The organism is Tissierella praeacuta DSM 18095, from assembly GCF_900128955.1.
GTDB lineage: Bacteria > Bacillota > Clostridia > Tissierellales > Tissierellaceae > Tissierella > Tissierella praeacuta.
This window is the reverse complement of record NZ_FQTY01000001.1, coordinates 229259-250409: the sequence shown is the minus strand read 5'-3', so window position 1 is coordinate 250409 and position 21151 is coordinate 229259. Positions and strand designations below refer to the sequence as shown.

Here is a 21151-nt window from a genome sequence, read left to right as displayed (position 1 = left end):
CCTTTCTTAAAATAAATTTGCTATATAGGTTCCTACAGAACCTAAACTAATAAAGTAATCCTTATCATCTTTTATGCTTCTTCCCATAGAAGTTGTTTTCAACTTAAATTTATCCATTGCCATAGTTATTTCTTCACCATATTCAAATATAATATTATGTTTTTCTTTAATTTTAAAATTTTGAATTTGATCTACTATATAATCTTCTTTCTCTTTTTCTAAATAGGGCAAAATCAAATTAGATCTAGTATTTGTTATCTGGGATAATGTAGTAATAGTATGATGACTAATTCCATAATGTCTATTCCTTTTATCTTTAAAGCTAATTCTTGGTACTGAAATAGCTATTCCTCCAAGATTATTTATAGCATCAACTATATATCCCTGTTCTATACCTGTAAATCCATATTTTGTACCACTTCCTACAATACCTGGTCCCATAGATATTATAGTCACATCTCCCTTAAGTATTTCCTTAGCTGCAATTAATCCTGTATATATATTAATACATTCTAAGTCCCCACCAAATGCATGACCTATAGTAATAGTATTATCTAAGATTTTCTTCTCCCTCAATTCAGCAACTGTATTACTAAAATATAAAGGTAAAGCTCCTCCATCAGTCATAATATAATTAATTTTTATATCTTTATTTATATACTTAATCATAGCACTTATAGGAGCAAGCATACTATGTAAAGTTGCTACAATAAAAATATGATTCTCTAATGATTTAAATTCATTAAACAAGTTATGATAAGGACTGTCCTCCTCCTCTGCTGCTAAGCATTTCATTTGATAAGGAGTATAACGTAGTTTCATTATATGTCCAGAACCTTTAATTTCCATAGATTTATTTCTATAGTTATACATAACAAAATGATATCCACCAGTACCTAATGCTAAATCAACAGCAGTAGTATTTAATACAACCTCATCATTTACATTAACATCACCTGTAAAGTCCTTGTAATTTACAGCTTTATATATTTCACCTTCAACATTAACATTAACTATAGATAAATGTTCATCATCCCTAATTATAGAACTTATAGTTCCATTCTTATAACTAATCAAATTATTTCACTACCTTCCAATATTATCTAAAAACTTTAAAATTTTATTATTATCAATTACCTTAGAAAAAGAAACCTTTTCAGCCATAATATGGATAATTATGAGCAAAATTAAAATTATGCTCTTTATAGTTAAATTAAAACTTGTGGCAACATATAATCCTAATGTAAATCCTAAAGTATTAGAACCTACATCACCCATCATAGCCTTAGCTTTTAAATCCAGTATTATATATGGAATAAGTATACCCAAAAAAGAAAATAAAATATAATTACTATTTCCTAAGAGATTGCTGAATATAAAAACTAAAGAAATAATCATAAATATTTTAACGGCTCTGCCAGGTCTTAAATCAAAAAGATTTATAAAATTAGTAAATAATCCAATTAAAAAAGAATTAATCATAAAATCCTTTAAAGAATTAGAGATATAGGAACTAACAACTAAGGAAATAAAAAAACCTAAAAAGGCTTTAATAGCTCCTGTTGTAAGTACACCCTTAAAAAAAGCTTTTATATGACCTTTTAATCCTTTTATTTTCTTTTCTCCAGTTAAGTCATCAAACAAACCTAATAAGCCTATAAAAACAAATCCTAAAAGGTATACTAAACTAAGATTATCATTAAAATCAAATAATATTTTTAATATTCCTAAAGTAATTACCTGAACAAAAACAAATACTATTCCCATTGAAGTAGGTATTAAACTAGATTTAAAATTTTCACATACAACATTAGATTTAAATAACATATCAATAAACATTGGTAAGGCAATAGAAGATAATATAAAAGATAATATAAAACTAGTTATTCCATAATAATACATAAGCTCACCTTCTAAAATACATTATTATAAATGTTTTTAAAATATCTTTAAACTGTTTTCCCCTATGAATGAAGCCTTCTAAATTCCTTTGACTATATCTATGATTCATAGTAACAGGTACTTCAATTATTGAAAATCCATTATTAATTGTTTGAATAGTCATGGCGACTTCTATACCATATCTATCAGGTATATAATCTATTTTATCTATAACTTCTTTTTTATATACTCTCTGTCCAGATAAAGAAGTATCTATTTCTTTCTTAGTAAAGAAATAAACTCCTTTTTTAGCTAAAGCCTTTACTGCTCCAATTCCTCCCTTAGTGTGGGTCATAGTACTTCTTTTTGGAAATTTAGCTATGGATACATCAGCTTCTCCATTAATTATTGGCAAAATAAGTTTTTCAACTTGTATACTACTTTCTCCTAAATCCCCATCAACGAAGGCAATATAATCATATTCTAAAGTATCTATTGCCCTCTTCATTGCATAACCTTTACCATAATTATTTCCTAAGTCAATGACAGATACATTTAATGTATTAGCTACTTCCAAAGTATTATCCTTTGAACCATCATTTACTATGACAATTTCATCAATAGCCTTTATCTTTTTTAAATTTTCTACAGTATCAATGATTAAATCTGCTTCATTATAAACAGGAACTACACATATAAGTTTTCCTCTTTTTTGCATACTATCTCTCCTAAATCATTCTTTATGGATATATGGAATTACACCATTAGAAGTATCCTTGATACCATAATGACCTCCCATACCTTCCATAGCTAATATCATTGCAACTTTGCCTATTATCATATCAACATTGTCTACAGTAGAAATATCTAAATCTTTATATCCAGTCATATATGAATAGTTGACATTAGACTTTTCAACACCTAATATTGGAAGACTATGCTTCTTAGCTACATTAACAATAACTCTATCCACTTGATTAATTCTCTTAGATTTATCTTCAAAACTTCCACCACAAATAATTAAATAATCAATAGGTTCTTCATAATTACCAATAACTTCAATAAATCCTTCTTTTTCAAGATTTTGAAATATTGGATTTTTTACACCAGTTATTATAGATTTAGTTATTATAGAAACAATATCTTCAGTAGGATTTTTAGCTATATTAATATTCATTTCCTTATATAAATCGTTTAATTTCACCTTATCCTCTATATTATTATTTAAAGTAGTAACATTCATTACCTTAGCACCAGCTAATTCTAAATCTCTGCCTATTCCAAATGTAATATAATCTTCATTCGTTGCAATTATACCTATGTTTAGCCCTGCTAATTTATCCTTTATAATAGATTCATGACTAAGGGATATGTATTCATCCTTGTATTTACTCTCTAATTCTAATACATTAACATCAGCTTTAAGTTCCTTATTTTCATTTATCAATATTTCAAATTGAGATTCCATTATCTTATTTATTATATCCTTTTGATCAATAACAAATTCTTGAGTATCAATAGTAAAGCCAATAAATATTCCTATACCTAAAGCTACAAAAATAGAAACAATAGAAACTATGTAAAATTTCATATTAGGTAACATAATAAACCTCCCTAAAGACCTAGCAATAATCTAAGTCTGATTTTAAATAATGTTAAAAAAGATTTAGTAATAGGATTAATAAAAATCAGGATAAAAATTGGAATAAAAGCTGCTATTAAAATAAACGCTAAATACTTCGTCTTAAAAGTAGAGCCGTAAAGTTTATTTACACCTCTAGCATCAACCAATTTACCTCCTACTTTTAATCTCACTAAAAATGTACTAGACATACCTTTTCTTCCTTTTTCTAAGAAGTCAATCATGTTTGTATGAGTACCAACAGCAACTATTAAATCAGCATCATTTTCATAAGCTAATAAAAGAGCAATATCTTCACTGGTACCAGGAGATATAAATAATTTAGGCACTATTCCAAGACTTTTAACTCTTTCTAGTCCTGGAGCTCTTCCATCTGTATATGCATGGACTATAACATCCTTGGCTTTTAATAAACAATTATCTGACACACTATCCATATCTCCAATTATTATATCAGGAATGAATCCAAATTCTAGTAATGCGTCGCCGCCACCATCTACACCTATTAGCACTGGTTTTACTTCATCTATATAGTTTTTAATAGCTATTAAATCTGCTTTATAATCCTTGCCTCTTACAACAACAAGAACATGTCGTCCATTTATAACAGTATCAATCTTTGGAATTTCTATTTTCCCTGTAACTAAATTCTTTTCTTTCTTTGCATATTCCAATGTATTTTCAATAAAAGCATCTAATTCGCTTTCAATATTATCATAACCTAATTTCATCAATTCTTCAATAATACTATTACTGATATAATTACATTTTCCAATTTGTTCTCCATTAAATACTATGGTATCATCAATTATTTCAATTTCATCACCTTCTTTTAAAGAGTTAAATATTTCATCATTATCTACTTCAAAAATAGGTATATTCTTTTCCATCAGAACAGAGGGTCCTCTATTTGGATATTTTCCACTTATAGTCTTTTCCGTATTTATTATACATGAAACTTTCTTTTCTGCCAACGAAATAGCAGCTATCTCATCTAAATCTTTATGAGATATTATAGCAATATCTCTATGCTGTAATCTATTAACTAAATTCTTTGTTTTTTTATCTTTCTTTATAATTCCCTTTATGTACATAATAACCTCCATAAATTCAATAAATCTATATAATAAATATTATTGACCAAATAAAATATAATATATTATATCACAATCTATTTCTTATAACGAATATGAAAGTTCTACTTTTACTTTTAAAAGAACCTTCTTTAAAAATGAGTTTCATAATAACTATCTTATTAATGTGTCAATAGACACTTGTTTTATAAGTTGATATAAAATATAAAACAAAAGATATTTTTATCAACTAATTTTTATCCAGATTTATATATGATATATTATATATATAAAAGAGTCAATTTATCAGTTATGATAATATTTGTTATGAGCATTCCTTTTAATTAAAATCAAGAGATAATGAAGGGACTAGAAAGTACTTTCATAGTCCCTTTTCATTTTATGAATTTGTGGCTATTTTGCCTTGTTCTAACCTTAAATTATCTGCAATAAGTGCTATAAACTCTGAGTTAGTAGGCTTTCCTTTATCATTATTTATTGTATATCCAAATAATTTATTTATAGTATCTACTTTTCCTCTAGTCCAAGCTACTTCTATTGCATGTCTGATTGCTCTTTCTACTCTAGAAGGCGTTGTATTAAACTTAGTTGCTATATTAGGATATAATTACTTAGTAATAGCACCTAAAAAATCCATATCTTCAACAACCATTGCTATAGCTTCCCTTAAATATAAATATCCTTTGATATGAGCTGGGATTCCAATTTCATGAATAATTTTAGTTATTTGTGCCTCTAAATTTTTCTCTGTGGTTTCAGGTTTAGTTGACATAAACATTTCTGGATTTTCTTTAATTTTAATTATATTATCTTCAATACCAGCTATTTGTCTTAATCTCTTTATAAAAATTCGAAAATCAAATGGTTTAACTACATAATAATGAGCTCCAAGTTCTATAGCTCTTTGAGTAATTTTATCTTGACCTACTGCAGATAGTATTATTACCTTAGGAAGGTTATATTCTACTCGATCATGTAATCTCTCTAACACCTCTAATCCATCTAAATGTGGCATAATAATATCTAAAATTAAAACATCAGGTTTTTCTCTATCTATCATATCTAATGCTTCAATCCCATCTTTAGCCACACCTACAATTTGAAACTCTTCATAAGATGATATAAAGCGAGTTAATATTTCACTAAACTCCCTATTATCATCTGCAATTACAATTTTTGTTTTTTTCATTCTTAATCCCCCTGTTTTTTTAAAGTTTGTTATAATATATATTAATTCGACAAATATATTAAAACTCCTTCTTTTTTAAAAAAATTAAAAAATAAATCGAGATGCTTCTAGTATTGCATTTAGAAAACAGCTAAATCTTTACAAAATAAAAATTTCTTAAAGATTAATAATTACTTTAAAAAAGCATTTATTATTTTATATATTTGTTTAGAATTTTCTTATTATTCCAATTAAAAAAGAACCTCTTTGCTTATAAAGAGGCTCTTTTTCATTAACCAAGTTTTACCATTCAACTATTATTTATTATTTTCACTCAATATTAATATATTAATGGTTTATTTAGTATTCATTTGCTCTAACATCCACTCAATATATATACCATAACCCTTAGTTGGATCATTTACAAAAACATGAGTAATAGCCCCGACTAATTTATCATTTTGAATTATAGGACTTCCACTCATTCCCTGCACTATTCCCCCTGTTTTGTCTAAAAGTCTAGGATCTGTAACTTTTACCACCATACTTTTTTGCTCTGCTTTTAATTGTGGTTGTATCTTTAATATTTCAATTTCAAACTTTTCTATGCTATTATTATCAATAGTAGTTAAAATATATGCTTTTCCTACCTTTACTTCCTCTTTAAAACCAATTGGTATAGGTTTATTTTGTATAAACTTTATATTATCCTCTTTTATAGTTCCATATATACCATATGGACTATTAACCACTATATCTCCAACTAAATTATCTGTTTCATAAAACACACCTCTAATTTCTCCAGGAGTACCCTTTTTACCTTGCTCTACTTTAGATATTTTAGCATTCATTATCTTTCCCTTTTCTACAGATAATAGCCCTCCTGTATCTACATCTACTATACCATGACCAAGAGCACCAAATTCATTTGTATTTTTATCATAATATGTTAAAGTTCCAATCCCTGAAGTTTTATCTCTTACCCAAATACCCAACCTATAACAATTATCTTGTATGCTTTGAATAGGTTTAGCTTCAGTTACAAATTCTGCTTTATTTCTTTGTACAACTATTTTAATATTAGTATCTTTAATATTATTAAGGATATTAACAACATGTTCTGCATCTTGAACTTTTTCTCCATTTATCTCTATAATACTATCTCCAACTTTTAATCCTGCATCTCTAGCTGGACTAAATCTATGTCCCTTAGTATCAATCACATCAGTTACAGCTACAACTAAAACACCTTTAGTATTTAACCTTACTCCAATAGCATTTCCACCTGGAATTATCTCAGGTCTATTAATCACATTTACATTATAATTTTTAACAGGAATAAAACCTAAAAGTTTAAGCTGAATTTCTGCTTCTCCAGCATCTATTCCATTTAATTTATAAGATTTTTTTAATCCAATAGTTTCAGTTCCATTATAACTAGCTTCAATTACATTTTCTTTTTCTTGACTAATATCCAAAAAAAATGGAAATGATATATCTAGGCTTTTATTTTCTCCTTTTACAATATTTATGCTTGAAGGATAAAATAAAATTTTATTGCTTTGTATACTCAAACTTAGTACAAATAATATTAAGATAGAAATTATAATCTTTCGGCTAAATTTTAATTTACCCAACCACTATCACTCTCCTAATTGGCTTTATCAAACTCACCTCCTATTTTTGAATTTCATATATAATTTAGCCTTTTTTTTGATTAATTATTCTACATTAAAAAATTTTTAAATGTCAATGGATTTAAGTTTTACCAATAAAAAAGTGTTTTGATTAAAATCAAAACACTTTTTTTATTTTAAATTTTTTAGACATTTCAATCATTTCAGAAGCGTGTCTAATAGTAGTATCTGTTAGATCCACACCTCCTAATAATCTCGCCATTTCTTCGATCCTTTCCTTATCTGACAATCTAGAAACAACTGTTTTCGTTCTACCTTTTGAATCTATTTTATTTATAACGTAATGACCATCTGCTAAGGCAGCAATTTGTGGTAGATGCGAAATGCAAATAACTTGATGTCCCTTTGATATAGCATATATCTTTTCACCTACAATTTGAGCTGTCCTACCAGAAATTCCAGTATCAATTTCATCGAATATCATAGTAGGTATTTTATCAAAAAAGGCTAATATACTTTTAAAAGCTAACATTATTCTAGACATTTCTCCACCAGATACAATTTTTGATAAAGGTTTTAAATCTTCACCTACATTTGTAGATATAAGAAACTCTATTTTATCTTGTCCACATAAAGTGAATTCAGACTTTTTATTAAAATCAACTTTAAAATCCACCTTTGTCATATTTAATTCTGTTAATTCTTCTTTAATGCTCTTTTCTAATTTTTTAGATATTTCTTTTCTTTTATATGATAGTTTTGTGGAATATATTTCAAGATTTTTTTCTAATTCTAATATTCTATTATTGGTTTTTTCAAATTCTTTTTCGAAATTAAGTAATTCGTCTAACCTCTCTTGACATTTATCTCTAAAATCTAAAATCATATCTATAGTATTTCCATATTTTTTCTTCAATTTATTTACAAGATTAATTCTTTCACTTAAAAAATTCAATCTTTCAGTATCTATATCTATACTATATAAATAATCTTTTAATTCTATATATATATCCTCTAATTCATAACTAATTCCTTCAAATCGTTTATGTAAACCTGTAAGCTTTTCATCAAATTTTTTAGCATTGTTTATAAGGGAAATACTTTTATTCATTAAATCAAAAATACTTGCTGAACCAAAACTTTCATTATTTATACAAGTTAATGATTGACCAATGGAATGAACAATTTCATTAATATTAGCTAATTTTTTATATTCATTTTCTATATTATAATCATCGTTCTTATTAAGTTTAGCTTCTTCTATTTCTTGAACTTGAAATCTCAATATATCTATTTCTCTATCTCTCTCACTACTATCCATAGATAATTTTTCTAATTTTTTTCTTTCATTTGACCACTCATTATAATATACCTTTATTCTTGATTTTAATTCCATCATTTCCATATCTCCGAAGGAATCTATCAAAATCTCATGATTAGAAGAGTCTAATAAAGATTGATGCTCATGTTGACCAAATATATCAACTAACTTCGTTGTTATGCTTTTTAACATATTTAAAGTAACATTTCTTCCATTAATTCTAGATAAACTAGGTCCATTTAAATAAATTTCTTTAGAAATAATCAAAAGATTATCCTTATCCATATCTATAGAATATTCTCTTAATAAAGGCATTATATTAGAAGGCTCTTCTATATAAAATACTCCTTCTAATATGGCCTTTTCATATCCCGATTGTATAAATTCTCTATTAGATCTGGATCCTAATATAATTCCAATGGCTTCTATTAAAATAGATTTACCAGAACCTGTTTCTCCAGTAATAATGTTTAATCCCTTAGTAAAATTTATTTTTAACTCCTCAATAATTGCAAAATTTTTAATATTTAACTCAACTAGCATATAAAAAACCTCCAAATTAATAGAATTTAACTAAGAGTACTATGAGCTTCTTCAATAACTGCAAGAATTGATTCATCATTTACTACACTATTAAAGTCGTTTTTCAAATAAATAAGAAATTCAATATTTCCCGTTGCACCAGTTATGGGTGAATACGTTAATCCATAAATACCTAAATCAATTTCACGACAAAAATCCATCATGTTTTTTATTACATCAAAATGTATATTACTATCTCTAATAATTCCTTTCTTTCCCACTTTATCTTTGCCAGCCTCAAATTGTGGCTTTATTAAAGCTACAATTTCCCCTTTTTCACTTAATAGTCTTTTAGCTACAGGTAAAACCAAACGGAGAGAAATAAAGGATACATCTATTGAAATAAAGTCAATACTTTCCCCGATATCTTCATTTGTTACATTTCTAATATTAGTTCTTTCCATAACAACTACTCTGGAATCAGTTCTTAGTTTCCAATCCAATTGTCCATATCCTACATCAACAGCAAAGACTTTAGAAGCTCCGTTCTTCAACATACAGTCTGTAAATCCACCAGTAGAAGCACCAATATCCATAGCTATTTTATCTTGTAAAGATAAATTAAATTTATTAATGGCCTTCTCTATCTTTAAACCACCACGACTAACATATATATTAGGATTTTCTTTAATAGTAATTGGAGCATTTTCATCTAATTTCTCTCCAGGTTTATCAACCCTAATATTTCCAATAAATACGGAACCTTCCATTATGACTCTCTTTCCTTTCTCCCGAGAATCAACTAATCCTTTTTCATATAGAATTATATCTGCCCTTTTTTTCACCTATCATCTCTCCAAATTAATTACTTTTTATTTTTTTTCTTATTGGGAAATATATCTATTCCAAAACTTTTTTCAATAAAATTTAATATCTTAGCTATACTATAAATAATTTTCTCATAGTTAAATAAGGCTATTGATTTTCCAAAAGCCTTGCCCCCTACAGTAAATGCAGCTATTAATGAGGTGATAATTATTGTAAATATTGTTCCATTTCTCAAATCATATCTATCTATTAATTTATATATTATTGTAGTACCTGCTGCACCAGATAAGATACCACTAATATCTCCTATAACATCATTGCAAAAATTTGATACTTGTCCTGCATTTCTAACAAGTTTTATCGCAAATCTTGCTTCTTCTACTTTGTTCGCCGCCATAGCATGAAATGGTTTTTCTTCTGCCGTAGTTACAGCTATACCAATAATGTCAAATATAATTCCTATCATAATAATTATTATCAAAACAATAAAAGCCATTGCAATATCCAAATTTTTTACTAAATTTTCAGTAATAATAGACACTACAATAGACATAAGAAATGTCCATATACTTATAAAAAAAACCCATTTTAAATTATACTTGACAGAAATCCCCTCATCCTCTTTTTTATTCATATATTAATTATTCCCTCCATGACTATTTATACAAAATAATAAACAGTAATACACAAAAAGCTGATAGCTACAAGCTATCAGCTATAAGAGTGGTAGTAAACTGTGTAAATCTTACGGCTTTAGGTCCAGCAGGATTTCCCTAATAAAAACTGTCTGTCGCCATAACAGCGGTTTCCCTTTAATTTTATTACTATCTTGTCGCCAAAGATAAAACTGGATTGCCACTTAGTCCGCACTGTAATCCACAATCTACCTCTTTTTTAGAACAGTCTAGGAGTTTTCCTCAACAGCCATTCTATTCCTTAGCCTCTTTTGCAAAATAGGTTTCGATAACAGAACTTAAAATATATCGGGCCCTTCAATATCTTAAGTTGAACTTATCATCCGCCATATTTCACTCAAGGCAGGCTACTCTGCTTTTAGTAAGATATACATAGCAGGTTTATCATAATAGATTTTTTCAAATCTATTATGTCTCCACGAGAGTAGGGTCATCGCCTGCATGCCATTGCAGATCGCCCCATCCCTCTTACTCCCTGTGATGACCCACGACTGGGCGTCGCAAGCCAAGACAAGGAACTTCATCGATATGCCCTTCGACGGATTTTTAGCCCCGCCCTCTAGAATAGTTGTGCTGACTAGAATACTGTACCACTCAAGCTAAAAATATTATAGCATATTTAATATCAAAATTCAATTTATATTCTACTATCTATTTCGATTTACTAGCTCCTCAGTTAATTCAATAAAAAAGCTAATATCTTTGTATTTTAGCTTTTTCAAGGATTCAATAGCTCTTTTACTATATTCATTAACTGCAGAGTTAGCCTTGTTAATGTCATGAAATGTCAAATAAGTTAATTTTTTTATATCGGAATCTTCTTCCATATCTAAAATATCGTCTCTAATTTGATAAGCTAATCCAAGATTAAATCCAAATTCCCTAATAAATTCAATTTCCATATCTGTTGCCTCTCCCATAATAGCACCTGAAACTAAAGCTGATTGTATTAAGGCAGCAGTTTTAGTCTTATACATAAATATTAACTTTTCTTCTGTCATATTATCATGATTAGATAATAGGTCAACAACTTGCCCTCCAATCATGCCATATATACCTGAATATCTACTAATTTCTTTTAGGGTTCTAACATGTTTTCTATATTCATTTATTGTTTTAGAACATTCCATATGATTTGATATAGTCTCAAAGGCTAGGTTCAATAAACCATCACCAGCCAATATTGACATAGCTTCACCAAATACCTTGTGATTAGTTGGCTTGCCTCTTCTAAAATCATCATCATCCATAGCTGGAAGATCATCATGTATAAGAGAATATGTATGTATCATTTCAATAGCTATTGCATAAGGCATTATCTCCTCAATATCTTTTTTAAACATCTCATAAGACTTTATAGCCATTATAGGTCTTAGCCTTTTTCCTCCAGTAAATAAGCTATAGTCTATAGCCTCAAAAATTCTTTTCTGATAACCATTCTTATCTTCAAGTATATTATTAAGCTCCACATCAATAATATTAGTTAAGCTTTTTAGTTCGTCCTTCATTTCTATACCTCCACTGGGAAATCCATTTCTGTCATCTCTTCATTATTATCCTTTAATAAAATTTTAATTTCTCCTTCTTTTTCAGATAATAATTCATTACAATAATTATATAATTCAATTCCTTTTTTAAACTTATCCATGGACTCATCAAGGGTGCAGTCATAACTTTCTAACTCCTTCAATATACCTTCTAACTGAGAAATAGCTTCTTCATAAGTTAATTTCTTATTTTTCATCTGATGATTCCCCCTTATCAACACCTCTTACTATGGATTTTATTTTACCATCCTTTAATAATATATTAATTTCTTCATCTACTACAATATTGTCTATAGATTTAACAAGTTTGCCTTTATTGTCAGTCAAAATACCATATCCCCTATCTAAAGCTAGACGTGGATTTAGCATATTAAGGCTATTTTTCAAACTTGATAATTGATTTAGTTTATCTCCAATTTTCTTTTCCATTACATAATTTAAATCCTTAAACAAATTATCAATTTCTTGCCTTTTATCTTTCAGCTGATTCGTTGGATTAGAAAATTTAAGGTTCCTATTTAAATAATCTATTTGTGTCCTATATCCATCTACAGTACTATATATATTTCTAATTAACCTCTTATATTTAGATTCTAATTCATTAGTTAAATGCTCAATGTCTGGTACAGAAAGTTCTGCAGCTGCTGATGGTGTTGGAGCTCTTAAATCTGCAACGAAATCTGCAATAGTAAAATCTACTTCATGGCCTACGGCAGATATAATTGGAGTTTTTAATTTGTAAATAGTTCTAGCTAGTTGTTCATCATTAAATGCAAAAAGTTCCTCTATAGAGCCTCCACCTCTGCCAGTAATGATTAGATCTATATCATTCCTACTATCTAAATAAATAAGTCCTTCACAAATTTCCTTAGGTGCCTGTAACCCCTGTACTAGAGATGGATATATAAATATACAGCATGGAGGGAATCTCCTTCTAATAACAGTTATAATATCTCTTATGGCAGCACCAGTAGAGGAAGTAACAACTCCAATCTTTTTTGGCATAAATGGTATGGGCTTTTTATTGGATTCTGAAAACATCCCTTCAGCCTCTAATTTTTTCTTCAATTCTTCAAAAGCTTTATATAAATCCCCCAATCCACTCTCTTTAATATGCCTGATATAAAACTGATAATCCCCTTCTTTTTCATATATGGAAATATATCCAGTTGCTACAACTTTCATTCCATCCTCAAGATTAAACTTTAGTTTTTCGTTATCAGTCCTAAACATTACTGACTTAATTTTTCCCTTTTCATCTTTAAGATTAAAATACATATGACCACTATAATGATGTTTAAAATTTGATATTTCACCTTCTATACTTAAATTAGATAAAATCATATCACTTAAAAAAACCCTTTTAATATAAGTATTTACTTCACTCACTTTTAGAGGTCTTATATCCATATCCTACCTCCATAATGCTTATTTCTTATCAATGTTTCTAACAACCCCACCTAATACTCCGTTGATAAATCTAAAAGATTCCTCTGTACTATATTTCTTTACAATTTCAATTGCTTCATTAATGGATACTTCAACTGGTATATCTTTTCTATAAAGAATTTCATATACAGCAATTCTCAAAACTGCCAAATCAATTTTTGCTAATCTATTCAAATTCCATCCTTGAGAGTATAACTCAATATATTTGTCAATAGAATCTAAATTTTCTTTTATTTTTGTCATAGCATCTAATATATATTCTTTTTCCAACTCTTCAAAAGAAAAATTATTAAAATATATATTTAGTGCCTCATCAGAAAAATCATCATTTACCTCCATTTGATAGAGTATTTTCATTGTTCCTTCTCTTGCCTGTTTTCTTCCCATTTTTCCCTCCTAAAAATATAAAACTTTAATATATTAATTTCTACCACTTGGAGGAAGTATCCTTTCCAGCAATTCTCTAAAATTAATGTTTTTATAAGATTTATTCCCTATAGTATATCCTATACAAGTACATATAAAAATAAACAAAGTTTTAAAAAAACCAATGATAAGAATTATAACGCCCAATAAAAACCCTAAAAAAGCACCAAAAAACTTCCCTCTGTTTTCATTAATTAATTCTAAAAGCTCCCGTAGTATTTGTTTCCCCACAGATAACACCCCATTTTACTTTATCACCCTATTAGGTCTTGATACATTGTTTGCTTTTACCTTTACTTCAGTAACTTTAGCTCCAGTTGCATTCTCAACATATTCCTTTACCATAGCCTGCAACTCTTTAGTAACCTCTGGAATATTAATATCAGGTGAAACATCACCAATAAGCTCAATATGAACTTGTCCATCAGGTAAATTTACATTGATTTTAATATTATTCATACCCGAAAATTTATCAACTATATTCTCTACTAATCCAACTATTGTATTGGAATAAATAACTATTTCACCAAATTCATTTCTAGTAATTAAATATGAATCCAAAGATTTAGTTTCTTTTCTAGAAAATCCTGAAAAAATAATTCTTATACTAGCCATAAAGAAAATTAGACCTGCTAAAGTATAATAATAATTTTTATTTATATTCCTAACTATAGCAACAATATTATCCACTGATAAAAACCCTGGAATATTAAAAGGGATAACAATGATACAAAATGATAATATTAATATACATAGGGAAAATAATACAATAATTAATCTATCTATGATTTTCATAAGTATATCTCCTCTCTCAGTATTTAAAATTACCCTCTGACTTACAGAGGGTAAATATACTATTTTACTCTAGGTTCTGTTTCTATTTTTCTCTCCTTTGGAATATTCACACCTTGAATATTTACATTTACTTCTACAATGTTTAATCCTGTCATGGTTTCTACTGTATTTTTAACATTTTCCTGTACCTTTTCACCAAGTTCTGAAATTTTGGAACCATATTCCACAATAATATATAAATCTATAGCAGCTTCTTTATCTCCAACTTCTACTTTTACACCTTTAGATAAATTCTTCATACCTAACATTTCTGTGATGCCGCCAGTAATACCTCCACTCATCCCTGCTACTCCATCAACTTCAGTGGCAGCTACTCCAGCAATAATCGCAACAACATCATCTGAAATCTTTACAGTACCATGTTCAACATTCTCATCATTATAATTATCTACCAAAATTAACACCTCCATACAACTATAAGTTCTTAAAGCTATTATATCAGAGGATAATATCATTTACAAACATTTCTATTGTTTTTTCATTATTTTAATATTATTATTATCATAATTTGTTTCTGATTTTACTATATCAAGAATTTTTACCATATCTTGCTCACTTAGCTCATTAGTTGATACAACTATTTTTATATCCTTATCTGTTAAAAACACAATTGCATCCTCAAAACCTTTGCCTTTTATTAATCCCTCAATTTGCAGCTCTTTCTCTGAATTATTTCCAAGCTTCATTATTTCTCTTTGTGCTTCTTTCCTTACATCTTCCGCAGTGTTTGAATTATTAGTGATAACATCTAATCTATCTATTAAAGAAGCTCTTAACTTATCTCTAGAAAGTCTATATTCAACAAAGTAATTTTTTCCATCTTTACTTGCCTCTGTATACATTGTTTCCAAAGCCTCATTCCCTTCATTTTTAGCAGAATCAATTATATCTATATTGTCATCGGTTTTAACTATTTCTAATTCTTCATTAGATTCTTGATTTTTTGTCATTTCCATAAGTTCGTGATTTTGGTAATCCTTTGATGATTTTCTTTGTGCTTGTTGTGTTAGTTGATGATTTAAATATCCAGTAAAAACTAATAATACAACTAATAAGCCTATGATAGCAGGTCTCTTGATTTTAAACATAATTATTCCCCCTTATTTACTTGAATATACTTGAACTTTATTACCCTTTATTCCTAATACAGTCTTTACACCATTGTAAAGCATCTCCTTTATCTTAGGATCATCAGCACCTTCTGCTACTACAATAACTCCTTGTACAGTAGGTTTGATTTCTTTAACTACTAGCAATGAGCCATCATTGCCTTTAGTTACCACTTGGGTTGTTAAATCTTCTCTATGTATCTCTCTAGTCCCTCCTTCTGAATCATTCTCTAAAGTATTTTCTGTAGTCTTTGTCGTGTTTGTAGCAGTAATCTTTTCTACACTATTTTCTAAAGTTATCATAACACTTACTTTACCCACTCCATTTAATTTACTTAAAATATCAACTAATTTTTTTTCCAAATAACTACTATAGTCAGATTCTAAGCTACTATTAACATCTTGTATATAATTATGTGTAGCCCTATCTATACTTTTAGTTTTTGATCCAAAAAAAACATTAGCTACAATTAAAAATATGATGGATATAAGCAATATTATGAATAAATTATTAATAAACTTTTTGTTATTCATCTTAGTAAGGGCATCTTTTATCTTATCTAGGATTTCGTTCATTTTATTCACCTTTCCCCTTTTTATACATTTTTATATTTATCTTATTTTTATCTACTGAATAACTAGCAGAAATCAGCTCTTTTAACTCCCCATACTCAGTATCTAATATTTCTTGTTCTGATACATTGTTCTCAATTTCAACAGATTTTATTTTTTCGATAAATATTTTATTTTCATCTATATTTTTATCATTTTCACATATGCTAATATCTAAATAGTCTATATCCCCATAGTTTTCCTCTCCATCTATTATTTCAACTATAATATCTACTACCCTATAGTCAGTTTTTTCTTCAATCAGTCCTGATATTTCATTGGATATCTTTTCTTTATATACTTTTTCTATTTGCTTTTCCTGCTGAGTATAGAATTCATTATGCTCTATACCTTTAAATGTATTTGGCTTAGAATAGTTAAAAACTGACTGCTCAAAATTAAAGTTTAATTTTAACAACTTTGCAAAAGGACTAATAATTGTAAATATGATCAATAACCCTATTACCATATTAATATACTTTTTCATATTGCCCTTAGGCATGATAAGTTCTGCAATTGAAATAAGTATAAATAAAACAACTATATCCTTTAGCCAAGTACTTATAAAAGATATGATGTACATAAATTCACCTACCTTAACATTAGTAAATTATTTCCTGTTTCTACAATAATGGTTATAGTAATAAAAAACATTGTTCCAGTGGATATAAGACTAACTAAAATGAGTAATAGTGATTTCCCTACTTGATTAAAAAATTCCACTAAATTACTCGAACCTATTGGTTGTATAACAACAGAGATTAGTTTATAAGCAAATAATAATACTAAAATCTTAATAATAGGTAAAATACATATAAATAATAAAATTAAAAGCCCAATTACTCCTAAACCATTTTTTAGAATTGCAGAACAACCTACTACTGCCTCAACAGCATCAGATAAAAAACCGCCAACAATGGGAATAAATTTATCTATAGCAAACTTTGCTGTTCTTATGGTTAAGCCATCCATTTTAGTTCCCAAACCATATATTGTAATTATTCCTATAAATAAAGTCAGTGCTCCAGATATTATAAATGTTATCACTTGTCTTCCCAGTTCAGATAATTTACTAAACTCCATTCTATTTGAAATATTACTTATTATACTTATGATAAATGAGAAATAAATCAAAGGTAAAATTATGGTCTTTATTAAAATCCCAATAAAATTTACTGTCATAAGTATCATTGGATGAAATAACATTTTGGTATTAGGTCCAGATGCTGCAGTAAGTAATGTAAGTAAAATCGGAAGTATTACCTGCATAAATCCTACCATATTATCAACAGTATTCCTTGCTAGATCCATAACTTGGTCAAAACTACTTATTACCAAAATTGCTATTAGAACATAAGAAATATAATTTGCTAATTCTGCAACAGAAGCATTTTCAAAAGTAGATTGAAGATTGGTAAGTATTGAAGAAATTAATGTAATGATAAGTATTTTAGCTAATAAAATTAATGAAAGTCTTAGTTCTTTAAAGAATACTAACCATATATTTCTAACAATGTCCTTAGGATTAAAAGAAATATTTCCTTTTACCAGATTCCTAAGAAACTCTTTAGTATTAAATTCTGGTAAAAGTTCATTTTCCCTTATGGTATTTTCTATAATATTTTCTAAATCACTAATATTTAAAATATCCATTTGCTCATCTATTATAAATGAGCTGCCGTTATCAGCATAAACTCCAACTCCAAATACTATTAGATATACAATAAGAATAACAAAATAGATTTTTTTCATATGTTTCACCCTTAAGGAAGTATTTTTATAATTAGTTCCATAAGAGCTAAGAGTATGGGAATAGCAAGAACCATAATTAGTACTTTCCCTCCTAGCTCAATTTTCATTGCTATGCCTTCTTCTCCAGCATCTCGTGATATTTGTGCTCCAAATTCTACTATATAGGCCATGCCAATTATCTTAAGAATTGTAGAGAAGTATGCAAATTCTACATTTACTCTTTTAGCTAAAGTATTTAGAGTTCCTATTACATAAGATAATTCACCTAAAATCATAGAAAAAATAATGACACCAGTTAATAGACTTATAAATAAAGAAAACTCTGGTCTTATATCTTTTAAAATAATAATAAGTACTGTAGCTACAATTCCTATGCCTACTATCTTAATAATTTCCATCTTACATTCCCCTTAACAAAGTATTATAATCTAAATAACACTTTTACATTGTCAAAAAGCTTGCTAATTAAGTTAATTACAATTCCTAGCACAATAACTACACCCAGTAATGTAGTAAAAAAAGCATATTCTTCTTTTCCTGACTTATCTAAAACTATATTTAAAGCAGCTATAACTACGCCTAATCCAGCAATCTTAAAAATTAAATCTACTTCCATATCCTTCCTCCCCTACACTAATAAAATTATTATCCCCACTCCAGTTATAATGCCTAAGCTTCTATATAATTTTTCATTTTTATTTCTTTCTATCTTTGCCTCTAAAATTTGGGTATCAATTTGATTTAAAATTAATGCGAAGTTCTTTTGTTGATCCTTCCTATCTGATGTTCCTAAAACCCTACCTAAAGATAAAAAAACTTCTACATCCTCTTTTTGTAAATAAAGCTCCTCATATAGTTTATTTTCAACTGACAAGAAACTATTATATACTCCTCCTTCTTTATTTAGAAATAAGTTTTCTTTAATTTCATCAAATATATATGATACTTTTTTTTTACCTTTATTGAATACATTAGATAAAGCCTCTGGTAATGGAGTTGCAGCGTATACAATTTCAGTTTCCAAAATCTTAATACACTGTTCTAAATATATTAAATTTTCAAATCTAGAGGAGAAAGTTTTTCCATAAAGATATCCTATTGTACTAGAAGTTAAAAAAATAAAAAATGTAGATATCAATTTTAATAAAACCATATAAATCACCCTTTTAATTCATAAATAGGTTTAAAACTATAACCATCTATTATCTCTTTTATACTACCAACACCCTTTGATCTATCAAGTATAATAAATCTTTCAAATACCTTTTCTTCAAATAATTCCTTCATACTAGATTTCCTCATTACCTCTTCTAGATTACTTCCATGAATGGTTGCAATAAGTTTTATCCCAGCTCTCAAAGCTTCATTAATCGCCTCCACATCTTTTTTACTGCCTATTTCATCTACAGCTATTATATCTGGTGATAAGGCTCTAATTGCCATCATAATGCCGTCAGATTTTAAGCATCCATCTAAAACATCAGTTCTGATGCCAATATCATTTTGTGCTATTCCTTTATACATTCCTGCTATCTCTGATCTTTCGTCTACTATACTTACTTTAAAACCATTAGCCTTTAGTAGACTAAATCCATTGCTTAAATTTCTAACTATATCTCGTAATAAAGTTGTTTTTCCACATTGGGGAGGTGACACAATTAATGTATTATAAAATATTCTAGGGATTTTTACTAAATAAGGAATAATACTGTCAGAAACTCCTAGAATTTCTTTTCCTATTCTTATATTTAGGGATGAAATATTCTTTATAGTTTCAAGTCCATTTGATCCATATATTATCTTGCCGCCAATCCCTACCCTATGACCTCCTTTTATAGTTATATATCCATTCCTAATTTCCTCCTCATATGCATATACTGAATAATTGCTAATTATTTGAAATGTATTTCTAATATGTTCTTCTCTAATAATCATTGCATTAGATGGAGTAAGACTAACGCTACCATTTGTAGAAATGAAATAATCTTTAGATTCATATGAAATGGTCAGTGGGCCTCCATTTCGAAGTCTTATTTCTTCTACCTTTCCCTTATATTTAGAAGGAATTTGGGCTAGTACAGTATTTAGTTCTCCACATAAATTTTGAATCACAGAATCATATATCCTAGAATTTTTTAACACAACCTGTCCCTCCTTTATATAAATTCTATGATTGTACAATCTATATATTCCAAAAAATAAAAAAAAGATTCTAAAGCTTTTAGCTTTAGAATCTTTTAATAAATTATTCTTCGTCTTCTTCTCCACAATGACAACAACAATCTTCATCATCGCAGAAATCATCAAAATCATCAAAATCAAAATCATCATAATCATAATCTTCATCATAATCTTCGTCAGTTCCATATATCTCATCTTCTACATCTGCTAAATCCTCATCAATAAATGTTACATATTCTTCTAATTCTTCTTGATTTTCAATAGTTTCATTTAATACGTCAGTAAATTCTTCTAATACATCTACTATTTGAAGTAATAATTTACCCTCTTTGGAACTTTCGTCAACTCCTAAACCATCTGCTAACCCTCTTAAATAAGAAACTTTTTGTATTAAATATTCCATTCTTAACCCTCCTAATTTTATATTTTAAA

25 protein-coding genes and 1 pseudogene are annotated in these 21151 nt (G+C 28.0%); all 26 read right to left on the bottom strand.

Annotated elements, in window-relative coordinates:
* Positions 1-6: 6 nt before the first annotated feature.
* The 26 genes and pseudogenes from BUB33_RS01375 to BUB33_RS01250 all read right to left on the bottom strand — a co-directional run bounded on the left by BUB33_RS01375 (position 7) and on the right by BUB33_RS01250 (position 21122).
* The gene (locus tag BUB33_RS01375; protein WP_072972079.1) at positions 7-1077 is read right to left on the bottom strand and encodes a DUF3866 family protein; all 1071 of its coding nucleotides are present in this window, start codon (positions 1075-1077) and stop codon (positions 7-9) included.
* Between the two features lie 9 nt (positions 1078-1086).
* Positions 1087-1902: a phospho-N-acetylmuramoyl-pentapeptide-transferase gene (locus tag BUB33_RS01370; protein ID WP_072972076.1), complete on the bottom strand. Its 816-nt coding sequence runs from the start codon at positions 1900-1902 to the stop codon at positions 1087-1089.
* Positions 1903-1906: 4 nt separating this feature from the next.
* Positions 1907-2599: a glycosyltransferase family 2 protein gene (locus BUB33_RS01365; protein ID WP_072972073.1), complete on the bottom strand. Its 693-nt coding sequence runs from the start codon at positions 2597-2599 to the stop codon at positions 1907-1909.
* A gap of 15 nt (positions 2600-2614) precedes the next feature.
* The gene (locus tag BUB33_RS01360) at positions 2615-3484 is read right to left on the bottom strand and encodes a copper transporter (RefSeq protein WP_072972070.1); all 870 of its coding nucleotides are present in this window, start codon (positions 3482-3484) and stop codon (positions 2615-2617) included.
* A gap of 11 nt (positions 3485-3495) precedes the next feature.
* On the bottom strand, positions 3496-4617 hold the full coding sequence (gene steA / locus BUB33_RS01355; protein WP_072972067.1) for a putative cytokinetic ring protein SteA: 1122 nt from the start codon (positions 4615-4617) through the stop codon (positions 3496-3498).
* Positions 4618-4996: 379 nt separating this feature from the next.
* Positions 4997-5806 (bottom strand): annotated as a pseudogene (spo0A, locus tag BUB33_RS01350) (sporulation transcription factor Spo0A).
* 335 nt (positions 5807-6141) lie between these two features.
* On the bottom strand, positions 6142-7422 hold the full coding sequence (gene spoIVB, locus BUB33_RS01345) for a SpoIVB peptidase (RefSeq protein WP_072972064.1): 1281 nt from the start codon (positions 7420-7422) through the stop codon (positions 6142-6144).
* 157 nt (positions 7423-7579) lie between these two features.
* Positions 7580-9286 (bottom strand): DNA repair protein RecN, encoded by a 1707-nt coding sequence (gene recN / locus BUB33_RS01340; RefSeq protein WP_072972061.1) that lies wholly within the window; start codon positions 9284-9286, stop codon positions 7580-7582.
* A 26-nt stretch (positions 9287-9312) separates the two neighbouring features.
* On the bottom strand, positions 9313-10110 hold the full coding sequence (locus BUB33_RS01335) for a TlyA family RNA methyltransferase (protein ID WP_072972058.1): 798 nt from the start codon (positions 10108-10110) through the stop codon (positions 9313-9315).
* Between the two features lie 20 nt (positions 10111-10130).
* Positions 10131-10727, bottom strand: coding sequence for a hypothetical protein (locus BUB33_RS01330; protein WP_072972054.1), 597 nt, complete (start codon positions 10725-10727; stop codon positions 10131-10133).
* A 708-nt stretch (positions 10728-11435) separates the two neighbouring features.
* Positions 11436-12296: a polyprenyl synthetase family protein gene (locus BUB33_RS01325; protein WP_072972050.1), complete on the bottom strand. Its 861-nt coding sequence runs from the start codon at positions 12294-12296 to the stop codon at positions 11436-11438.
* A 2-nt stretch (positions 12297-12298) separates the two neighbouring features.
* Positions 12299-12532, bottom strand: coding sequence for an exodeoxyribonuclease VII small subunit (gene xseB / locus BUB33_RS01320; protein WP_072972047.1), 234 nt, complete (start codon positions 12530-12532; stop codon positions 12299-12301).
* Positions 12522-13745 carry an exodeoxyribonuclease VII large subunit gene (gene xseA / locus BUB33_RS01315; RefSeq protein ID WP_072972044.1) on the bottom strand — a complete coding sequence of 408 codons (1224 nt, stop codon included), beginning with the start codon at positions 13743-13745 and terminating at the stop codon, positions 12522-12524. The genes xseB and xseA overlap by 11 nt, the downstream gene beginning before the upstream one ends.
* 18 nt (positions 13746-13763) lie before the next feature.
* Entirely contained in the window at positions 13764-14171 is a 408-nt protein-coding gene (nusB, locus tag BUB33_RS01310) for a transcription antitermination factor NusB (RefSeq protein WP_072972040.1), read from the bottom strand.
* Between the two features lie 33 nt (positions 14172-14204).
* Positions 14205-14441: a DUF2273 domain-containing protein gene (locus tag BUB33_RS01305; RefSeq protein ID WP_072972037.1), complete on the bottom strand. Its 237-nt coding sequence runs from the start codon at positions 14439-14441 to the stop codon at positions 14205-14207.
* A 15-nt stretch (positions 14442-14456) separates the two neighbouring features.
* Entirely contained in the window at positions 14457-15005 is a 549-nt protein-coding gene (amaP, locus tag BUB33_RS01300) for an alkaline shock response membrane anchor protein AmaP (RefSeq protein WP_072972035.1), read from the bottom strand.
* Between the two features lie 59 nt (positions 15006-15064).
* Positions 15065-15469, bottom strand: a complete 405-nt coding sequence (locus BUB33_RS01295) for an Asp23/Gls24 family envelope stress response protein (protein WP_312906942.1) — start codon at positions 15467-15469, stop codon at positions 15065-15067.
* 63 nt (positions 15470-15532) lie between these two features.
* Positions 15533-16153 carry a SpoIIIAH-like family protein gene (locus tag BUB33_RS01290; protein ID WP_072972030.1) on the bottom strand — a complete coding sequence of 207 codons (621 nt, stop codon included), beginning with the start codon at positions 16151-16153 and terminating at the stop codon, positions 15533-15535.
* A 12-nt stretch (positions 16154-16165) separates the two neighbouring features.
* Positions 16166-16750 carry a sporulation stage III protein AG gene (locus tag BUB33_RS01285; RefSeq protein WP_072972026.1) on the bottom strand — a complete coding sequence of 195 codons (585 nt, stop codon included), beginning with the start codon at positions 16748-16750 and terminating at the stop codon, positions 16166-16168.
* A 1-nt stretch (position 16751) separates the two neighbouring features.
* Complete coding sequence (gene spoIIIAF, locus BUB33_RS01280; protein ID WP_072972023.1) at positions 16752-17369, bottom strand: stage III sporulation protein AF; 618 nt, start codon at positions 17367-17369, stop codon at positions 16752-16754.
* A gap of 8 nt (positions 17370-17377) precedes the next feature.
* On the bottom strand, positions 17378-18538 hold the full coding sequence (gene spoIIIAE / locus BUB33_RS01275) for a stage III sporulation protein AE (protein ID WP_072972021.1): 1161 nt from the start codon (positions 18536-18538) through the stop codon (positions 17378-17380).
* 11 nt (positions 18539-18549) lie between these two features.
* Positions 18550-18936, bottom strand: coding sequence for a stage III sporulation protein AD (gene spoIIIAD / locus BUB33_RS01270; protein WP_072972018.1), 387 nt, complete (start codon positions 18934-18936; stop codon positions 18550-18552).
* Between the two features lie 23 nt (positions 18937-18959).
* A complete protein-coding gene (spoIIIAC, locus tag BUB33_RS01265; protein WP_072972014.1) occupies positions 18960-19154 on the bottom strand; it encodes a stage III sporulation protein AC in 195 nt (64 codons plus the stop codon).
* Positions 19155-19166: 12 nt separating this feature from the next.
* Positions 19167-19691 (bottom strand): stage III sporulation protein AB, encoded by a 525-nt coding sequence (locus BUB33_RS01260; RefSeq protein ID WP_072972011.1) that lies wholly within the window; start codon positions 19689-19691, stop codon positions 19167-19169.
* A gap of 5 nt (positions 19692-19696) precedes the next feature.
* A complete protein-coding gene (spoIIIAA, locus tag BUB33_RS01255) occupies positions 19697-20680 on the bottom strand; it encodes a stage III sporulation protein AA (RefSeq protein ID WP_072972008.1) in 984 nt (327 codons plus the stop codon).
* 103 nt (positions 20681-20783) lie between these two features.
* Positions 20784-21122: a CD1247 N-terminal domain-containing protein gene (locus BUB33_RS01250; protein WP_072972004.1), complete on the bottom strand. Its 339-nt coding sequence runs from the start codon at positions 21120-21122 to the stop codon at positions 20784-20786.
* Positions 21123-21151: the final 29 nt, after the last annotated feature.

What these genes read in the sequence shown, in the direction of transcription:
- BUB33_RS01370 (WP_072972076.1), bottom strand. Translation starts at nt 1,902, where the DNA reads ATGTATTATTATGGAATAACTAGTTTTATATTATCTTTTATATTATCT.
- BUB33_RS01365 (WP_072972073.1), bottom strand. Translation starts at nt 2,599, where the DNA reads ATGCAAAAAAGAGGAAAACTTATATGTGTAGTTCCTGTTTATAATGAA.
- BUB33_RS01360 (WP_072972070.1), bottom strand. Translation starts at nt 3,484, where the DNA reads ATGTTACCTAATATGAAATTTTACATAGTTTCTATTGTTTCTATTTTT.
- steA (WP_072972067.1), bottom strand. Translation starts at nt 4,617, where the DNA reads ATGTACATAAAGGGAATTATAAAGAAAGATAAAAAAACAAAGAATTTA.
- recN (WP_072972061.1), bottom strand. Translation starts at nt 9,286, where the DNA reads ATGCTAGTTGAGTTAAATATTAAAAATTTTGCAATTATTGAGGAGTTA.
- BUB33_RS01330 (WP_072972054.1), bottom strand. Translation starts at nt 10,727, where the DNA reads ATGAATAAAAAAGAGGATGAGGGGATTTCTGTCAAGTATAATTTAAAA.
- BUB33_RS01325 (WP_072972050.1), bottom strand. Translation starts at nt 12,296, where the DNA reads ATGAAGGACGAACTAAAAAGCTTAACTAATATTATTGATGTGGAGCTT.
- xseB (WP_072972047.1), bottom strand. Translation starts at nt 12,532, where the DNA reads ATGAAAAATAAGAAATTAACTTATGAAGAAGCTATTTCTCAGTTAGAA.
- xseA (WP_072972044.1), bottom strand. Translation starts at nt 13,745, where the DNA reads ATGGATATAAGACCTCTAAAAGTGAGTGAAGTAAATACTTATATTAAA.
- nusB (WP_072972040.1), bottom strand. Translation starts at nt 14,171, where the DNA reads ATGGGAAGAAAACAGGCAAGAGAAGGAACAATGAAAATACTCTATCAA.
- amaP (WP_072972035.1), bottom strand. Translation starts at nt 15,005, where the DNA reads ATGAAAATCATAGATAGATTAATTATTGTATTATTTTCCCTATGTATA.
- BUB33_RS01290 (WP_072972030.1), bottom strand. Translation starts at nt 16,153, where the DNA reads ATGTTTAAAATCAAGAGACCTGCTATCATAGGCTTATTAGTTGTATTA.
- BUB33_RS01285 (WP_072972026.1), bottom strand. Translation starts at nt 16,750, where the DNA reads ATGAACGAAATCCTAGATAAGATAAAAGATGCCCTTACTAAGATGAAT.
- spoIIIAF (WP_072972023.1), bottom strand. Translation starts at nt 17,369, where the DNA reads ATGTACATCATATCTTTTATAAGTACTTGGCTAAAGGATATAGTTGTT.
- spoIIIAE (WP_072972021.1), bottom strand. Translation starts at nt 18,538, where the DNA reads ATGAAAAAAATCTATTTTGTTATTCTTATTGTATATCTAATAGTATTT.
- spoIIIAD (WP_072972018.1), bottom strand. Translation starts at nt 18,936, where the DNA reads ATGGAAATTATTAAGATAGTAGGCATAGGAATTGTAGCTACAGTACTT.
- spoIIIAC (WP_072972014.1), bottom strand. Translation starts at nt 19,154, where the DNA reads ATGGAAGTAGATTTAATTTTTAAGATTGCTGGATTAGGCGTAGTTATA.
- BUB33_RS01260 (WP_072972011.1), bottom strand. Translation starts at nt 19,691, where the DNA reads ATGGTTTTATTAAAATTGATATCTACATTTTTTATTTTTTTAACTTCT.
- BUB33_RS01250 (WP_072972004.1), bottom strand. Translation starts at nt 21,122, where the DNA reads ATGGAATATTTAATACAAAAAGTTTCTTATTTAAGAGGGTTAGCAGAT.